Raw genomic sequence first — 19,305 nt, 5'->3', positions numbered from 1 at the left:
GTTTTGATTTATTGTTTTAACACTACAAATGTACCCCGCATTTTTGCCTGCCGACTTGACATAGGACAAGAAAGTATTTTATGATATTTTTTTCTGAAAACAAAAAAGCGATGGTTTTACGCATCGCTTTACATCATTTTATAGGGAGATCAAATCCTTCTTAATCGTTCCTCAAACTTTTAACCGGATTGGCATAGGCTGCTTTTAAAGATTGATAGCTAACGGTTACAAGCGCTATCAGCACAGCGCAAATACCTGCTATGGCAAATACCCACCAGCTAATGGTTATCCGATAAGCATAATTTTCGAGCCATTGATGCATGATATACCATGACACGGGAAAAGCCACCAACAACGATGAACCGACGAGCTTTACAAAATCTGCAGATAGCATAGCGACTATACCTTGCGCGCTTGCGCCCAGCACACGCCTTACCCCTATCTCCTTAACCCGTTTTTGTATGGCGAACGTGGCCAGACCAAACAAGCCAAGGCACGAAATAATTACCGACATGATGGAGAATATATTAAATAGCATACTTGTACGCTGCTCGGTAACGTAAAGTTTAGCTATATCCTGATCTACAAAGCCATAATTGTATGGATAATTTGGATACAGACCATGAAACACATCCTTCAATTTCCCGATCACCTGTTGGTAATTGGCACTATTGGTACGGATGACCACAAACCCCGCGCGGCTATTATGCCTGATGATCAGTGGTTCAATAGCTTGTTGAACGGGTTTAAAATTAAAATCCTGCACTACACCTATGATGGTACCGGCATTACCATTGGTTGATATTTTTTGTCCGATGGCCGAGGCCGGTTTCATACCCATTGCATTCAACGCGGTTTGGTTAACCAGGTAGGTGCTATCATCGGCAATTGAGTTGGCGTTGAACATTCGTCCTGCTATGAGCTTCATGCCAAAGGTTTTCAGAAAGTTTGCATCAGCACCAATATGCGGAAACACGGTTTGCGTGTTAGGGTCTTTGCCGCTCCACACCACATCGGTAGTTCCGGTGGTAAGGTTGGTTGGCAGGTGATCAATAATGGTATAATCAGTTATGCCATTGTTCAAACTTAAAAATTGCTTTAAGGCATCATAATTCGCTTTCTGGTAGCCCACTTGAGGCACCTGTACATATAACAGGTTTTGCTTATTAAAGCCGATATTCCTGTTTATGATAAAATCAAGCTGATTATTCACTATCAAGGTACTGATAATGAGTACTACTGATACCGCAAACTGGAAGATAACCAACCCACTGCGCAAATAGGAAAGCTCACCTTTGGGCGCCTTGATACCTTTTAACGCTTTTACCGGATTAAATGACGATATAAATATGGCCGGATAACTGCCGGAGATCAACCCGACAACAACGGCTATTGCCATCAACTGCGCAATCAACCTGCCATTTAATAAATTAATGCTGATATTTTTTGAAGCCAACTCATTAAACAAGGGCAGTAAGAGCCAGGCTAATAACACGCCAATCATCAATGCCAACAAAGCCACCAATAATGATTCGCCCATGAGTTGAATGATCAGGTCGATACGGCGTGCACCGATGGTTTTTCGCAGGCCAACCTCCTTTGCACGGGTGCTACCCAACGCGGTAGAAAGGTTCATGAAATTGATGCAGGCAATAACCAATATGAATATGGCGGCAATACTGAATATCTTTACATTTTGTAGGTTGCCCTGCCCTTCAACATCAAGCTGTAAACCGGCGGTAAGGTGTATATCGGTTAAGGGTTGCATTGTAAAGCTGCTTTTAGTATTGGATTGATCATTCTTCTGATGAATCAAATCAATCTGCTTTTCGAGTGAAGCTATGGACGATGATGTCGCCTCAAAATGCTTATTCAGTTTTACATAACTATAAGCCGAAAAGTTACCCCAATCATTCCCGTTAGAGACATTATAATAGCTGATGGGCAGCAACATACTGAACTGCAAATGCGCGTTATGCGGCAGATTTTTAAGAACGCCGCTTACTACATAATCGCTGTTGTAGCCGTTTTCCACTTTTAAAGTTTTACCAACGGCATCCTCAGTACCAAAGTATTTAACAGCAGCCGCTGCAGTGATTACCACATGGTTAGGCTGATCAAGTACATTGCCATTGCCCCGTATCAACGAATAACTAAAGAATTGCAAAAAATTAGCGTCGGCGTAGAGGATGCTCTTTTCATCAAATTTCTTGTCGGCAACACTAACCGTAGCAGATACAGGCACAACGCGGGTCACCATCTCAACAGCAGGAATTTGTTGTTTAAGGGCATCAACAACCGGTGGAGGCGTTACGGCGGCTACCGAGCCGGAAACATTGGAGGTAAGCCGGTATATATCAGCAGCATTCGGGGTAAACTTATCATAGCTTTTTTCATCCTGCACCCAAAGCATGATAAGTATGCTGCAAGCCATGCCCGTTGACAAGCCAAAAAGGTTAAGAAATGTAAACAACTTAAACCTTTTAAGGCTGCGAAAGGCGGTGATAAAGTAATTCTTAAGCATAGTTTTACATTAAGCTATACTATTGCAACCAAAGCAATGCCAAATCAAAATTGACTTAATATCAGCACTATAATTAAATAATGTGTTCGGTTATGATGCAATGGATGTTCGATTGCGATGGTGTTTACAAGCCCAGTATCGCCTTCATATCAGCAATGAGCTTTTCGGCCAAAGCAGTTGCTGCTGCCTCGCTGGTTGACTCCGAATAGATGCGGATGATCGGCTCGGTGTTCGACCGACGCAAATGTACCCATTCTTTACCGAATTCTATCTTCAAGCCGTCTATTGTGCTGTACGGTTGATCCCTATATTTTTCTTCGACTTGCTTGAGCAGGTTGTCGATATCCATACCCGCCTGCAGTTCTATCTTGTTCTTGGAGATATAGTACTCCGGGTAGGTTTTTCTAAGTTGGGAGATGGTTTTATTTTCTTTTGCCAGATGCGTCAGGAACAGGGCGATGCCTACCAGCGCGTCCCTGCCGTAATGTAGTTCCGGGTATATGATACCGCCATTGCCTTCTCCGCCAATGATGGCGTTGGTTTCTTTCATCTTGTTCACTACGTTTACCTCACCTACCGCAGCGGCGGTGTAGGTACTATTATGGATTTCGGTTACATCTCGTAAGGCCCTGGTGGATGATAGGTTGGATACTGTATTGCCGGGGGTATGTTTCAGGATGTAGTCCGCTACGGCTACCAGGGTGTATTCCTCGCCGAACATCGTGCCATCCTCGTTTACAAAGCATAGCCTGTCCACATCAGGGTCAACCACAATACCCAGGTCGGCTTTGTTTTCTTTTACTGTTTCCGCTATCGCCGTCAGGTTCTCGGGCAATGGCTCGGGGTTATGCGGAAAGTGGCCGTTGGGTTCGGTATACAGTTCGTATATGGTTTCTACGCCTAACGCTTTTAACAGGGCCGGTACATAGATGCCGCCGGTTGAATTTACGCAGTCTATGGCTATTTTGAAGTTAGCTTGTTTGATGGCTTCCTTATCTACCAGTGGCAGATCCAATATCAGGTCGATATGTTTTTGCAGGTAGCTGTCGTCCTGCGTTACTTTGCCCAGGCTGTCTACATCGGCATAGGTAAAATCGCTGGCTTCGGCGATGTCCAGTACTTCCTTACCATCGGTATCGCTGATGAACTCGCCTTTTTCATTCAGCAGTTTCAGGGCGTTCCATTGTTTGGGGTTATGGCTTGCCGTCAGGATGATGCCGCCCGCGGCTTTTTCCAGCGGTACGGCTACTTCTACTGTTGGTGTGGTGCTCAGGCCGAGGTCTATCACATCGATACCCAGGCCTTGCAGGGTGCCGGTTACCAGGCTGCTCACCATTTCGCCCGAGATGCGGGCATCACGGCCGATCACGATCTTGTTGATACCGGCTTTTTTTACCGCCCAGCTACCATAGGCTGAGGTGAATTTTACAATATCAAGCGGCGTTAGCCCCTCGCCGGCTGCGCCGCCAATGGTGCCTCGGATTCCGCTTATTGATTTGATTAGTGTCATTATATTAGTTTAGTTATTCCTCAAACTTCCATTTTACAAAGGCTTCAATAGCCTCATATTCAGCCAAACCGAGCGCGTTATATAAACGGGCGGTTTCACGGGTTCTATCCTCTGCCCTAACCCAAAACTCGCGCGCGTCATCACCCGGAAATACCGGCAGATCCTTTTGCGACTGGTGCTTGAATATGGCCAGCCTTTTACGCTCCACCTCCTGCGGCGATAGCGGTACAGCCATCTCTATTTCGTGTATCTCAAACTCGTGCCATGCGCCACGGTACAACCATAGCCAGCAATCCGCCGTCCATTCCTCGGTTTTGCGTAAACGGGTTAGTGCCTCCAATATTATCTCAAAACATACCTTATGCGTGCCATGTGGGTCGGCAAAATCGCCCGCGGCAAATATTTGGTGCGGTTTTACCTGCTGTAATAATTCCATGGTTTGCTGCACATCATCCTCGTACGAAATCACTTTTTCAAACTTACCACGATCATAAAACGGCAGATCCATAAATTGGATATTTTCATCGCGCAAGCCTGATAAGCGTGCCCCGGCAATGGCCTCTCCCTTACGTATTAGACCTTTAATGGTACGGATCTCTTTCGGGTCGGATTGATTAGGTTTTTTGGTTTTAAAAAATTCCTTCATGGTAGCGTACAGGTTGGTCAGATAAGTAGTGTCCTGCCGTTGTGCCTGCCCGAAATCCATAGCGAATTCCACATAACGCAGCGCATCCTCATCCCAAACAGCCGTATTGCCTGATGTTTGGTAGGCCACATGCACTTCATGCCCTTGATCGGCCAAACGAATGAACGTGCCGCCCATCGAGATCACATCATCATCCGGGTGCGGCGAGAACACAATAGAGCGTTTTACCTGCGGCAACGCACGTTCCGGCCGCTGACTATCATCCGCATTAAACTTACCGCCGGGCCAACCGGTTATGGTGTGCTGCAGCTTATTAAAAACATTAATATTGATGTTATAGACTGGACCGAAATTGGTAGCTAATTGCGACATACCATTGTTGTTATAGTCGGCCTCGGTTAGTTTTAAAATAGGTTTACCCAAGGTTTTAGCCAGCCATACCACCGCTTTTTTAGTCAGCGAATCCGTCCAGCGGCAATCTTTTACCAGCCAGGGTATACCAAAACGGGTAAGCTCAACAGCGGCATCCTTATCAATCACAAACTCAACGTTGTTTGACATTTGCAGAAACGTAGCTGGTACTTCGTTAGATATCACACCCTCAACCGCTTTTTTGATGATCGGTGCTTTTTTACCGTTCCAGGCCAGCAGGATGATCTCTTTTGCCTTGAATATGGTACCAATACCCATTGTAATGGCTTTATTAGGTACGTTCTCCTTGCCGCCAAAATCTTTTGAAGCATCCCTGCGGGTAAGATCATTCAGGGTAACCAGTCGTGTGCCTGAATTGGGTGCCGAGCCCGGTTCATTAAAACCAATATGCCCGGTACGGCCAATCCCCAAAACCTGTAGATCGATACCGCCATAGCTGTTTATCTTTTGCTCATAAGCCAGGCAGTAAGCGGCGATATCTTCCTGTTTCATGGTGCCGTCAGGAATGTTTACGTTAACCATATCGATATCTACATGATCGAACAACTGTTCCTTCATAAACCTCACATAACTTTGCTCGGCATCAGGTTGTATGGGGTAATATTCGTCGAGGTTAAAGGTGACCACATTTTTAAAGCTCAGGCCCTCCTCTTTGTACAAACGCACCAACTCCTTGTATACCTTTACCGGCGATGCACCTGTAGCCAAACCAAGTACTGCAATTTCACCTTTTGATTGCCTGCTCTTTATCAATTCAGCTATGCGATGGGCTACATCAATACTGGCTTCGGTATCATCGCTGTAAATTTTTACCGGAACCTTTTCGTAACGTGTTTCTTCTAATAAGTTTAATTTCAACATATTATATATCTATTATCTAATTCAAATCAGGCATAGCATTCTCTGTACCGGTGTAGAAGCTACTTGCCTGCCGGTAATAATTTAATACCTGTTTTTTTATTGGAATCTGTTTACATGTAAAACCCTTGCCGCCATTTACAGCAACAAGGGTTTCGGTTATGGTTTAAAAGCCACTGTCATCAAGCGCGAAGGTGTTTTTTCGATCCTTCCATGCGCCTTTGGTAAAATCAGGGAACTCCTGCGGAGCGTTACCATCGGCTATTGATTTTTCAGAGAGCGGAGTGATCACGCTCATGGTCAATGAATCATAAATATCTATCGGGGTTTGTTTTTTCTGTTTAACGGCTTCAATAAAGGCATTGAATACAAACCAGTCCATACCGCCGTGGCCTGCACCTTCGGCCAGGTGTTCGTATTTCTTCCACAGCGGATGATCGTACTTGGTAAACCACTCGCTGGCCTTATCCCATTCATCATAATTTTTTGATTTGCCTTCGATGTAAACCGCATCGGCTACATCCATCCAGATCCCCTCGGTACCCTGCACACGGAAACCTAACGAATATGGCCTTGGCAAATGCGTATCGTGCGACAGCACAACGGTTTCGCCATTAGCGCAATTCAGTGTTGTGGTTATGATATCGCCGTTTTTGAATTTAATGTCGGCGTTTTTATTTCCGGGAGATATCTTTTTAATATACGCCGGTAAACCCGGTGATTTTGAAGCGAACGATACCAAGTTGGTAAAGTGGTTGCCACGGTTAATGCCAATATAATTCATCACCGGGCCTGCACCGTGGGTTGGATAGATATCGCCGTTACGCTCAACGTTATATTGTGTACGCCATTGCGCCTCGCCTACCGTTTGCGGACCGAACTCCGCGCCGCCACCATAAAACTGCTTGCCATCATTAAACAAAACCTGGCGCAGATCGTGCTGGTAGCCGCCCTCAAGATGTACGATCTCGCCGAACAAATTTTGGCGAACCATATTCAATGCCGCCATTACATCACGGCGGTAGCAAACGTTTTCCAGCGTCATGTAAGGCACTTTGGTTTCCTCGTATACCTTCAGGATGTCCCAATGATCCTGCGTAGTAATACCGGCTATTACCTCGCAGCCTACATATTTACCGGCACGCATGGCATCAATAGCCTGATCTTTGTGAAACTGCCATGGCGTGGCTATAATCACGCCGTCAATATCTTTTCTCGCGATGAGTTTTTTGTAAGCATCCACACCGCCGGTATATTCGGCAGGCAGTTTCTTTTTGGCCTTTACAAATTGTTCGCGGCAATATTTAAGTGAGCTTTCCTGCGTATCGCAAATAGCTATGATCTCCACATCATCACGAAGTAAGCCCTCGCTGATGTGGCTCCGGCCACGCAGGCCAACACCTATATAACCAAGACGAACTTTATCCTTGGCTTTACCGAATAACATACCTGAAGGCAAAATTGTTAACCCTGCTAATCCGACAGCGGTGTTCTTAACAAAATCTCTGCGATCCATAATTTTAGTTTTTATTGAGTTGATTTGATTTTTAAATTTGAGGCAAACCTATTTTGTGCCCTTTAACAGCGTAAAGCCATATACATAAATATATGGGTACTAATATAATATAAGCGTGTTGCGGGTTAAATGAATCGGACAAGGCTCCGTAAATTAACGGGATAACCGCTCCGCCCGAAATACCCATAACCAGCATGGATGCTCCCGTTTTAGTAAATTTACCTAAGCCAGCCAAGGCCATCGGCCATATTGCCGGCCACACCAACGAGTTGGCCAGTCCTAACAAGGCGATCATTAAAACAGATGTAAAGCCACTGGTAATCAAGGCTAATATGGAGAATATAATGCCTAATATGCCGCTACCTTTCATGGCTGTTTCCTGCGTAAAGTATTTGGGTATGCAGAAAATGCCGATCAGATACCCCACGATCATACAAACCAATGTACAGGTGGTAAAAAACTTAGCCGAGCTTAACGTGATACCTTGTGCGGCACCGTAATTTATAACAGTATCACCGGCAATAACTTCAGCACCAACATATAAAAATAAGGTAAACGCCCCTAACAGTAAATGCGGGAACTGAAATACACTGGTTTTGGTAGTTACTGATGGCGTGTCAACTAGGTCCGCGTCGTCCTTTTTATCGCTGTCAATTTCGGGGAGGCTTGAGTAGTATATAAAACCTGCCAATATTACCAGCACAATTACAATGATGATGTAAGGTGTAATTACCCTTGATGCCAGCTCATTTAACTGTACAATTTTTTCATTGACAGATAGCTTTTCCAGACGCTCTTTCAAGCCGTCAGCATCCTTCAGTGCAACAGCACCTAAAACTATTGGCGCTATAGCCCCCGCTATTTTGTTACAGATGCCCATGATGCTGATACGCTTCGCGGCACTCTCCGGCGGGCCTAAAATGGTAATGTATGGGTTTGATGCTGTTTGCAATAAAGCCAAACCTGTACCCTGCACAAATAAACCAAACAGGAACAAACTATACTGGCGGGTAAGCGCTGCAGGAATAAACAACAACGCGCCAACGGCTATCACCACTAAACCCGCTGCCATGCCTTTTTTATAACCGGTAATAGTTAATATAAAAGCCGAGGGCGTAGCCATTAAAAAATAGGCTATGTAAAAGCAAAAAGCCACCAAATAGGCCTCCAGATTATTAAGTTCACAGGCCAGTTTTAGGTATGGTATCAGTACCGAATTTAACCAGGTAATAAATCCGAAGATGAAGAACAGGATACCGATCAGAATGATGGGGTTAAGTTTTGATTTTTGCGTAGGAGAATTTTCTGTTGAAATCATGTTGCTTAAATGTTTTAGTGGCCCTTAATCTACAGAAAATGCTTCACTTAGTGTAAAACTTACACGATTAAAATATTCACTCCGGTGAAAATTGGGTTCATCAGACTGAATTTGCGCCCAGCACAGGTGGTGTGGCTGCTCCAGTTCTTCGCCGCATTTAAATACGTTTATCCTGGCATCAGCATAAGATAAATTTAATGACGGATGAAATTTAAATACTATTAAAGGTATAACAAGTGATAATTCCCAGGCTATACCCACACCGGGCACCGCGCGTAAAACCGTTAAATGTTTAATACTTTTTAACAGGTTAGCCGATATAAACTGCCGGTTGTTACGGTTGCTGCCATACTGCGCCAGGCAGGTACCGGCACAATTAAACTCCAGATTATAATAATCGGTATCATCATCAAAACTAATAAAAAGCTCTACACAACTATCCTTATAAACCGGGTCGTTAGGCCGATGATAAGCAGCCCTTACTACAGGCTCGGTAACATAATACTTAATGTATAAACAATCGTCGCCATAGGCTATGGTAAACGCGGCCGATACATCAGGCAACGGCTTGCTCCAACTAGCAGGTATAAGCTGATGTTTTTGATGTTTGCCAAGCATCGCCGAAACGTTATCAATAGATAAATGCTCACCAAACGTACCGGCATTAATATATGGGATAGTTACCAAACTCATATAGCCAGCTTTGCGCCCGAATTAAGGCTTTTCATTTGTTTGATAATGGTAGCATTTAAAGCCTCCCGGTTTGCATACAGCATTTCAAATAACCGTAACTGTGCTTTGGCCCTTTGCAGGTTATGCCCTTCAAATTTTATTTTAAAATACGTATCGCCATTAATATGATCGGTTAAAAACCGCACCGCCTGTATGTAGGGCAATAGCAAAACGCCCATGATCAGCGAATTTATTTCGGCCTCTGATAAAAAGCTACCCGCCGCGGATAGGTACCCTTGCGTATAAGCATTGAACAGCGGTATGTTCAACCGGATATTGTCAAGATTTGCCTCATCCTCTACCGTGGTATTAATGATAGTGCGTATGGCATCTCCGAAATCATAAGCTACATAGCCGGGCATAACCGTATCCAGATCGATAACGCACTGCGCCTCATCATTACTGTTTAGCAGCACGTTGTTAAACTTGGTGTCGTTATGTGTAACACGCTTTGGCAGAATATTTTGCTGCTCCGTTTTTTGAAAATACCGCATGGTTTCGGCATAGCCTGCAATGTAATCGAGCTGTGCCTTAACGCCTGCTGCCCTACCCCTCATATCGTGGTTAACGGCTAACTGCAAGGCCGCAAGCCGGGTTGATATATTATGAAAGTCAGGAATCACCTCAAAAAGCCGGGCCGGATCAAGATCGGCCAGCATACATTGAAATTTACCGAATGCATTACCACCCTCGTAAGCCTGCTTTTCGGTTTCAACCACATCGTAACTTTTGGTATTACTTAAAAAATAGCACATGCGCCAATAGTCGCCGCTTTTATCCCTATAAAAATATTTGCCGTCGCGACCAGGTATCAGCGTCATCACTTCTGTATCTGCCTTAGCCGGATCAGTTGCCGATACTTTGCTTTTTAGATGATCTATCACCAAACACATGTTATCGGTAAGTGCCGGTACATTGGTAAATATATGATGATTGATACGCTGTAATAGGTAATCGGTACCACCGGCATCAATATTTTTTAAAAAATAGGTATCATTTATATGGCCCGAGCCAAAACTTTGCAGAGAAGCCGTATCCGCATTGCAGTTAAAGTTTGCAACAATCTCTGATATATTTGCTAAGCTTTGCACGCTGTATATTTTAACTTAAACTTTTAATGTTTAGCCGCCGGTGCCCGCTGTGTTCCAAATCCACACACAGCGGCACGGCAACCAAATTGAAAAAACACTAACTATTGACCTTAATTAACTTTAACGGTATGATTAAGCTTATTATAGCCTGTTGAAGCCTCCCAAACATCGTTGTTAGCCAAACGGATGCTGTATTCAGGTTTGCCTGCGAGGCTCTCATACTGATCAGGCAGGTTAAGCAGCAGCTCATACTCACCGGCAGGCATATCGTCAGGTATTTTGATGCTTTCCTCAATTTTGTTAGCACCCGAGTACCATTTACGAACATCAGATGCCAGGTCAAAAGACTTAACCTCGTTGGTTTGCTTATTGCGCAGCACCAGCTTAGCTGTACGCTTGTTAAATGGCGATGCATAACCGGCGTTCTTCAGGTTCAATACGATGTTCATGGTGGTGCCGTGTACTACATTATCGGGCAATACGGCGCTTTGCAATACAAAACGGTAGCCTAAGTTTTTTTTGATATTATCCATGCAGCCGCCGGTTTGCCAGTCGTTATTTACATCGTTGTTGTAATGGGCATTAAGATAGCTGTAGTGCATGGCTGCAAACTCTTCCTGCGCTTTACCGGCCGGTTCGCAATCGTTTGATGGACTATAACCGTCTGAACAGGTTTCACCGCCTACGGCTACATATTTACTATCGGCTTTCATGTAATTGCGCAGTACATTTACTACTGAACCGCCCGATACACGGGGCGATGAACTGTTACCATAATCCTCGTATGTTCCAAAGTCGTTTGAACTGGCCAAAAAGCAATCGTTATGAAAACCGATGCGGGCATTATCAGCCGACGTAAACGCTGTCCCATCAGCCAAGGCAGCGGATGTTATGGGCGCGTTTACTCCATTTAAAAACCGTTGTTTTATCTGCGGATAACGTACCTGTACCATTCGGTCAGCCGGTACGGCATCCAGCATGGCGCGCAATACCTCGGCACGGTCAAGCCAGTTTTTATCCAGTAACTTATTATCCTGCCCGCCATTGGTTGATGCATCGCCAAAAAAATCACTGTAATATTGTTCGCCCCAGGTACCTATAAAGCCTAATTGAACAGCAGCTATAACATCGACATTGGCTTGCAGCACTGGTTTAAGCTGCGCGATGTGGCCCAGGATAATGCTTTTGGGTGCATCGCCATAAGGCGGACAAATAAACCCCTCAGGACAATTACCAGCAGTTTGGCGCACAGTGTACACAAACCTTGGGATCAGCTTTACGCCCGCGGTACGGGCGGCAACCATATCCTTTTCTACATTGCTTAAAAATGATGCTGGTATAGGCGTTGAGGTAACGTTATCTAAAATATAGTACCTGAAAACCAGTGTGCTATGCACCTTGTAAGTAGCTCCCTCTATAGTTTGCTCGCTGCGGTAGCCTTTTAGTTCATCAGCATTAAGCAAACTGAAGTTACTGGCATGCGTTTCTGAATAGCGATAAAAGCCACGCTCCGGATTGGCAAAATCATCATTGCTTTCGGTATAGGTTACGTTAACCTTTTCTATCTGTACCAGCTTTTTGTCGTTATCCTTACAAGCCTGCATTACAGACAGCGCCGCGAAGGAGAAGCACAGGCATAAATTATTAAGTTTAAATTTCATTGTTCAGAATTAATCAGAGTTTAAAAAATATCTTTCGTTTGTATAGCCAGTAGCACAGGCCCCATTCAGCTACCCAGGCAGCCAAAGCTGATACCAGGGCGGCGATATGCACCGGAGCGTTAAAGAATTGTTGCAGCATACCGCCGGTGAAAATATTGACGAAGCCATTAACCCATTGCATGCCCACCGTTTCAAAAAACAGGTAGATGAAAATGGCGTTCATGCCCATTACGGTAAATATCCAGGCATGTTTTACGTTTTGCTTTACATCAACCAGCCAGTAAATAGCCGCCAGCATAAGCAGCACCCACCCTGCCGAAGCCAGCGCGAATGAACTTGTGCTGATGCGTTTGATGATGGGCGTTATACCACTCCAATCAAGCCCGAAGCCTAATGCAAGTGATATTATGCCACAGATAATCAGCAGCTTTATCTTTCCTGCTGATGACTTGCCTGATACCAGCAGCTTACCCGCCAGTACGCCCCAAATGGTATGTGCCGCTGTCGGGATAATGTTGATGGCTACCCAACCATCGCTGTTTATTTTACCCATCAGCACGGTATCCATGTATGCGCCAAAGTTGTGATGCTGTACAAAGGGCTGATCAAAACCCGGCATCAATACCGTGCGGTATAATGCTTCGGTTATAACCAACAACACCAGTGACACCGCAACCTGGAAAGCGAACGAGCGGTTGATGATACAATAGGCGATGATAGTAGTAACTGACAATTGTGTAAGTACATTCCATAACTCCCAAACCATTTTACCTGCATAAACACAATGCAAGGCCGTGCCGCATATAAACAGTTTCAGGCTGCGCCAAAGCACATGCTTCAGGTTATCATTCCAGCTTACGCCTTTGGCCAATTTGCGGCTGTAGGATATATACATGGCCGCACCGGCCATAAACATAAAGGCGGGCTGCACCAGATCCCAAAACCGGAGGCCATGCCATGGATGATGGAAGAACTGACCAACAATGGCGGCAAATGGCTGCGCCGGGTTCAACTCGCTCAGGGCTATAAATACATGGCAGCTCTCCGCACAAAGCAGAAGCATTATTACGCCACGCATCACATCAAGCGATATAACACGCCCTGCAACAACCTGATTTGCCGTATGGGTACTCATATATAATTGTTTATTATAATGCTATCTATATGAATACCTTATTCGCTCATATCTAATAAAAAGCTTGGGCTTCCATCATCGGGCGCACTACCCAACACTACCGACCAATCGCTTTTTATAGCTTGTATAGCTATGCGCAGTCCGCTACCTGTTAAGCCTTTAAGTTTACCACGGGCTATACGCATCTCAAACTTAACGTTAGCGCCGCTATCAACTATAGTACCCACCTGGTAAGCCTCGGCAATACTTTGTGGTGCGAAGCTAAAATCGGCCTGGTTTGTGCTGTTGTGGTAAAAAATATCTACGCCATTGGTAAGCAACTGCCCTTCAAGCAATATATCATAACCACCCTCGGTAAAGGTACCGGTTGCCAAACCGGTGGAGGGATTGTTATCCGAATCCATATAGAAATCAAAAATATCGCCATTAGCTTTTTTGCCAACCATATCAACATACACGTAAACGTAGTTACCATCATAATCCATTTTCACCTCGTTAAATACACCTTTACGTGCACCTAAATTTACAGTGGTGGTTACGTTAGCCCAATCGTTAAGCGTGTTGTCATTTATTTTAACCGGGGTGGTTTTAGCTATACGCAATACGGTTGATGCCTCAGCATCTTTACCATTAACGGTAGCATAAAGCGTAGGTACATATTTACCCTTACCCGGGTAAGCGTGCTTTGGGTTGGCATCGGTTGATGTTTCGCCATCACCAAAATCCCAGCGGTAACCGCTTACACCCTCAGTTTTAACGCTGAATGTAGCCTCGTTGCCTTCAACGGTTACATCGTATAGCAAATCTGTTTTTATTGGGGTGCTGTCTTTTTTACACGAGCTAACCATGCCTGCAGCCAGTACGCTCAGTAAACATATATAGGTCTTAATATTTTTCATATCACTTGTTCTGTTTAAATAATTACAGTTTCGGATAGTACATTATGGATTTTGTGTTACCTGCGGATTGCTCAGCACTTCATCAACCGGGATGTAGTAAATAATGCGGTTGCTGGTGTAAGGCACCGTCATGTTAGGGTAGCCGCTTGGGGTTTTGCTCAGGTCAATATCGGTTTCTTTTAAACCGGCCAGGTGGTAGCCCCAGTAATTTTTGTTGAGTGTACGTTTGTTACGGAAAACATCGTAAGCGCGGTGGCCTTCAAAAGCCATTTCTATACGGCGCTCCTCTAACACGGCATCAAGCGCGGTGTAGCCTGATGGTAGTTTGCCTGCATATAGCGATCCTTCCAAACCACGGTTCTTGCGGATCTCATCCAGGTCATTCAACGCTGCCGAAGTTTGGTTGAGTTTGGCTTCCGCCTCTGCTTTGTTCAAATACATTTCGGCCAGGCGGAACATGATCGGTGAACTTAGGTTAGGTGAGCCGCCCTGGAATGAGAACTTACTGATGTAGTACATCTCGATACCGTTCTTTTTCTGTACAGTACCGCTACCATCTTTGGCCGGCACAATGTAGCTCCAGCGCACATCTTCCGGATGTTTTGCCATCACACCCCGCAGCGATGACGAGGCATACTCCTCGCCCCAGCCTGAGTTACCGTCAGAGTAAATCATCGAGGCGATAGAACCAAATTTTCCGTAATCATCAGCCGCGGTAAAGGCTACACAAAAAATAGTTTCGGTACCGGTGGTAGCATTGGCAAAAAGGGTTGGATAGCTGGTTTTAGTTTCCAGTTTAAACCTGTTTGAACTGATTACCTGGTTTGCGTAATCCAAAGCCTTTTGATTGTCTTCTTTGTATAAATTCACCCGGCTTAGTAATGCCCATGCCGCTTCTTTCGAGGCATATTGTACACCTCGGTTCTGCGTCATTAATGTAGCTGCTTTTTCAGCATCGGCCAAAACAGATGCATACACTTCGCTAACGGTTGACCGGGCTTTTTTTGATTCGTCAGTTAACGAGGTACGCAACACAATGCCCGGCGCGCTTGGGTCAACGCTGTAAGGCTTACCAAACAGGCGCACTAAATTAAAGTGGCAAAACGCGCGTAAAAAATAACATTCGCCCAGCAATTGCTGTTTAGCGGCATCCTTATCGCCTGATTTTTCAACGGCATCGATAACCGTGTTTACGCCTGAAATAATTTTGTATGATACATACCAGAAATAACGTGTGTTGCCCTGCGACGGCGAATGGCCGAGGCTAAAGCTGTAAAACAAAGGGTCGGTGGTTACCTGTCCGCATACGATGTCATCACTCGCAAAGTCAGACAAGTGATAGTACTGGCGCAGGTACATATTGTTCTGGTCAACAATACCATTAAAGGAGATATGATCTTTAAACAATGCATAAGCGCCGTTCAGGGCGTTGGTTAAGCCCGCGGTTGTGGTCACCAGCGTTTCGGTGCTAATGGCATCGGTTGGCGTAACGGTAAGATCCTTGCAACTGCTTGCTGCCAGCAGCAACAGCACAAATATGGATGATAATTTCTTTTTCATATTCTGAATATTTAAACCGGTTAAGGTGCTGCTTTATTAAAAGTTGAAGTTAACGGTAAACAAATACTGCCTGTTGTTAGGATACTTAAAGTCGGACACGCCCGGTGTGGCAAAGCCGCCCGGCGTAATAGTTGTTTGCGGATCCTGACCCAGGAAGTTAGAGAACGTAGCCACATTGTCGGCTGTTAAACCTACGGTGATGCTTTCAAAATTCAGCTTTTTCGCGAATGCTAATGGCAGCGTATAATTGAATGCTATATTACGTATGGTAAAGTAGCTGCCATTTCTTAAATAACGGGTTGAGGTTTCGGTTGAGTTAGCCGAGTTTTGCGGACTTGGCTCGGTTGCCTCGGTATCACCCGGACCGCTCCAAACCTTCGCATTGTCAGGTAGCTTGATCTGATTGTAATACGGTTCGTGGCCATCATTCATCATAAAGCGCAGGTTGTTGCTGAATACTTTGTTGCCGTAGTTAAAATAAGTATTTATACGTAACCCAAAGCTTTTGTAACGGAAGCTATTATTAAAGCCGCCTTGAAACTTAGGCAATGCCGAACCAACTTCCTGTATGGTAGCCTCGGCGTAGTTTGATGTTTTTTCACTGGCAACAGCCTCGCCTGCATTGTTGTAAACCAGTTTCTCCCAAACAGGCGCGCCGGTTTGCGCATCAACGCCTAACCATTTTGGCATATAAAACTCGTACAGGTTGCCGCCGTTACGGTAAATCTGCGATATGCTCCATGAGCCGGTTTTAACAATATCAGCCGGCAGGCCATAAATTTTATTGTTATTAAAGTTGATATTAAAATCAGTTACCCACTCAAAGTTTTTATTGGTGATGTTGATGGTATTCAAACCAACCTCAATACCTTTATTAATTACGTTACCTGCATTCTCCCAGCGGGTTTCAAACCCTACCGAAAGAGGCTGCGATACCTGGAGCAACAGATTTTTAGTATTGTTGCGATAAGCATCAACTGTTAAGTTGATACGTTTAAACAAGCTCAGATCAAAACCAACGTTGGTTTGATGTTTGGCTTCCCAGGTTAACATCGGGTTAGCCAACTGGTACGGCACCGCGCCGGCTATTGAGTTGTATTGTGTAGTTAATGAGAACAGGCCAAGGTAACGGGTAGCACCGATATCCTGTGTACCGGTTACGCCATAACTGGCACGCAGTTTCAGGTTATTAATGGCATCGCTGCTTTTCAGGAACTCCTCATTGCTGACGATCCATGCACCTGACACTGACGGGAATGAGCCATACTGCTTGCTTTCAGGAAAAGCCGATGAACCGTCAACCCGGTAAGAGCCTGATAATATGTAACGGCCTTTGTAAGTATAATTCACTTGCGATAGGAACGAGCGCAACTCAGTACTTAGGTTATAACCATTAACCAGTTGCGTGTTCGATGCTACGTTAAGTACCTTTAAGCCTATGGGCAAGCCCCTGCCCGATCCGCCTGAATATTCAGTTCTGCCACCCTCGAAAATGATACCGGCCAAGCCACTCAAAGCATGATCGCCTTTTTCAAAATTGAACTTTAATAAGTTGTTCGAGATGCCACCATAGTTCAGTGTATTCAACTCATCTATATAACCATCATCATGGTAAGTACCTGCCGCAACCGGCGATACATAGTTAACACCTTTGTTAAATGCTGCCGATACCCTGTTGGTACTGGTGAAAGTTAACCAATTGGTGATGCGGTAGTTCAGCATAAAATCATAATTCACATCAAATCCTTTGTAGGTATGATCTGAATTTTTTACGGTATGTATCGGGTTGATCTTATCGCGTGACCACCATTTGAAGGTAGAGTTGCCATCAACATAAACCGGGTTGCCTGCCGCGTCATAAGGGTTATCCCAGGGCATGTTCAGGAATGAATAATAAATATCCATATAATCATAACTGCGGCCGGTTGATGCGCTGAGGTTGATATTGTTGGTGATATCGAGCTTTTTAGAGAAATGATAGGTTGAATTACCACGCAGGTTTATACGCTGGTAATTGGTGTTCATAAAGGTACCCTTCTCGTTATAGTAGGATGCGCCTACATAGTAATCGTTCTTTTCGGTTTTACCGCTGGCGGCTATGTACACGTTATACATCGGTGCTGCATTAAATGATTCCTTCGCCCAGTCATAATCTTGGTTGCGCAGTTCAAGCGGGCGTTCGCTGTAAAATTTGATCAGGTCAATTTTATACGAATTATCAGTAGCGCCTACTATATAGTCGCGATAAAACTCCTTTTGGTAATCGTACAGTTCATTGCTGTTCATCAGGTTCATCTTGCCGAAATCAGCCGTGCGGAAACCTGATGTAATTTTAGCCTCGAAACGGGTTTTACCGGATTTGGCACTTTTAGTAGTAACGATAATTACACCCGCGTTGGCTTGTGAACCGTATAAGGCTGTTGAGGCGGCATCTTTCAGTACAGTTACTGATTCCACATCATTCGGGTCATAATTACCACCGATTATACCATCAACTACGTAAAGCGGACTTTGATTAGCGTTAACTGATGATACCCCGCGCAGCCTGATCTCGGGCTGTGAACCCGGCGCACCCGAACTGTTTACTACTTGCAAACCGGCCACCTTACCTTGCAGCATGGTGCCCACGTTGTTGGCGGTAACGTCCTTCAGTTTTTCGGCAGATACCACCGTTACAGCACTGGTAAGTTCGCTTTGCTTTTTGCTGGTGTAACCAACTACTACCACATCATTTAACTGTGTAATGTTTTCGGACAGGAAGATAGCCACATCTTTTTGCCCGGCGGTAACCTCTACTTCCTTGCTTAAAAAGCCCATTGATGTAATTATCAGGGTTGATGTTTGTGCCGGGATGTTGATCTTGAACGATCCGTCAGCCTGTGAGGATACGCCGATGGTAGTACCTTTAACAGTGATGGCCGCGCCCGGGAGCGGCTGCTGATCGGTGCCGGAGGTAATTTTACCTGACACCGGCTGATTTTGCGAAAAGGCTCTCGCAAAAACCATCAGGCAACAAAACAGGAGTACAACTTTTTTCATATAATGTTAAGTAGGGTTAAATAAACAGTTAGTACATTGTTAATTGGAATAGTTTAAAGTTGAACCAAAAAAGGCATTAAAAAAACCTGTACAGGCCTGCACAGGTTGAATTTTATTTACGCAAACGTTTGTGTTGACTACGCAAACGTTTGTGTAATTTTTGCATTCGGCAAATTATTGTTGCCAAAATCAGGAGTTATTGAAATTTTAGCACTGTTTAGCAACAACTGTCCACAATAAACCAAGCCATTTATACCAAGAATGGTCATTTTATGGCTCTTGTAAATAGAAAAATTAATCAATCTTACGATTGCAATTGATCAAAACGTAACTTATTGTAAAAACAACACTAAGATACACCCGCTAAAACGAAATAACTTGCCT

The 19,305-nt window shown here is 44.6% G+C and carries 12 protein-coding genes; all 12 read right to left on the bottom strand.

What is annotated here, in order from left to right; translation table 11 throughout:
- Positions 1–160 precede the first annotated feature (160 nt).
- A complete protein-coding gene (locus AC3WJC_RS07060) occupies positions 161–2,524 on the bottom strand; it encodes an ABC transporter permease (protein ID WP_492398371.1) in 2,364 nt (787 codons plus the stop codon).
- A gap of 124 nt (positions 2,525–2,648) precedes the next feature.
- On the bottom strand, positions 2,649–4,034 hold the full coding sequence (gene glmM / locus AC3WJC_RS07055) for a phosphoglucosamine mutase (RefSeq protein WP_492398370.1): 1,386 nt from the start codon (positions 4,032–4,034) through the stop codon (positions 2,649–2,651).
- A gap of 13 nt (positions 4,035–4,047) precedes the next feature.
- Complete coding sequence (gene nagB / locus AC3WJC_RS07050; RefSeq protein ID WP_492398369.1) at positions 4,048–5,973, bottom strand: glucosamine-6-phosphate deaminase; 1,926 nt, start codon at positions 5,971–5,973, stop codon at positions 4,048–4,050.
- Positions 5,974–6,136: 163 nt separating this feature from the next.
- On the bottom strand, positions 6,137–7,486 hold the full coding sequence (locus AC3WJC_RS07045; RefSeq protein WP_492398368.1) for a Gfo/Idh/MocA family protein: 1,350 nt from the start codon (positions 7,484–7,486) through the stop codon (positions 6,137–6,139).
- 31 nt (positions 7,487–7,517) lie between these two features.
- Positions 7,518–8,804, bottom strand: a complete 1,287-nt coding sequence (locus AC3WJC_RS07040; protein WP_492398367.1) for a sugar MFS transporter — start codon at positions 8,802–8,804, stop codon at positions 7,518–7,520.
- Between the two features lie 24 nt (positions 8,805–8,828).
- Positions 8,829–9,497, bottom strand: coding sequence for a carbohydrate-binding family 9-like protein (locus AC3WJC_RS07035; RefSeq protein WP_492398366.1), 669 nt, complete (start codon positions 9,495–9,497; stop codon positions 8,829–8,831).
- On the bottom strand, positions 9,494–10,627 hold the full coding sequence (locus tag AC3WJC_RS07030) for a phosphotransferase enzyme family protein (protein WP_492398365.1): 1,134 nt from the start codon (positions 10,625–10,627) through the stop codon (positions 9,494–9,496). The genes AC3WJC_RS07035 and AC3WJC_RS07030 overlap by 4 nt, the downstream gene beginning before the upstream one ends.
- 110 nt (positions 10,628–10,737) lie before the next feature.
- On the bottom strand, positions 10,738–12,288 hold the full coding sequence (locus AC3WJC_RS07025) for a DUF4832 domain-containing protein (protein WP_492398364.1): 1,551 nt from the start codon (positions 12,286–12,288) through the stop codon (positions 10,738–10,740).
- 13 nt (positions 12,289–12,301) lie between these two features.
- Entirely contained in the window at positions 12,302–13,423 is a 1,122-nt protein-coding gene (locus AC3WJC_RS07020; RefSeq protein WP_492398363.1) for an acyltransferase family protein, read from the bottom strand.
- A gap of 38 nt (positions 13,424–13,461) precedes the next feature.
- Entirely contained in the window at positions 13,462–14,322 is an 861-nt protein-coding gene (locus tag AC3WJC_RS07015; protein WP_492398362.1) for a PKD domain-containing protein, read from the bottom strand.
- Positions 14,323–14,364: 42 nt separating this feature from the next.
- The gene (locus AC3WJC_RS07010) at positions 14,365–15,882 is read right to left on the bottom strand and encodes a RagB/SusD family nutrient uptake outer membrane protein (RefSeq protein ID WP_492398361.1); all 1,518 of its coding nucleotides are present in this window, start codon (positions 15,880–15,882) and stop codon (positions 14,365–14,367) included.
- Positions 15,883–15,918: 36 nt separating this feature from the next.
- Positions 15,919–18,921: a SusC/RagA family TonB-linked outer membrane protein gene (locus tag AC3WJC_RS07005; protein ID WP_492398360.1), complete on the bottom strand. Its 3,003-nt coding sequence runs from the start codon at positions 18,919–18,921 to the stop codon at positions 15,919–15,921.
- Between the last annotated feature and the right edge of the window lie 384 nt (positions 18,922–19,305).

The sequence above is a fragment of the Mucilaginibacter sp. FW306-07-L genome (assembly GCF_058782065.1).
This window is presented reverse-complemented; position numbering and strand designations above follow the sequence as displayed.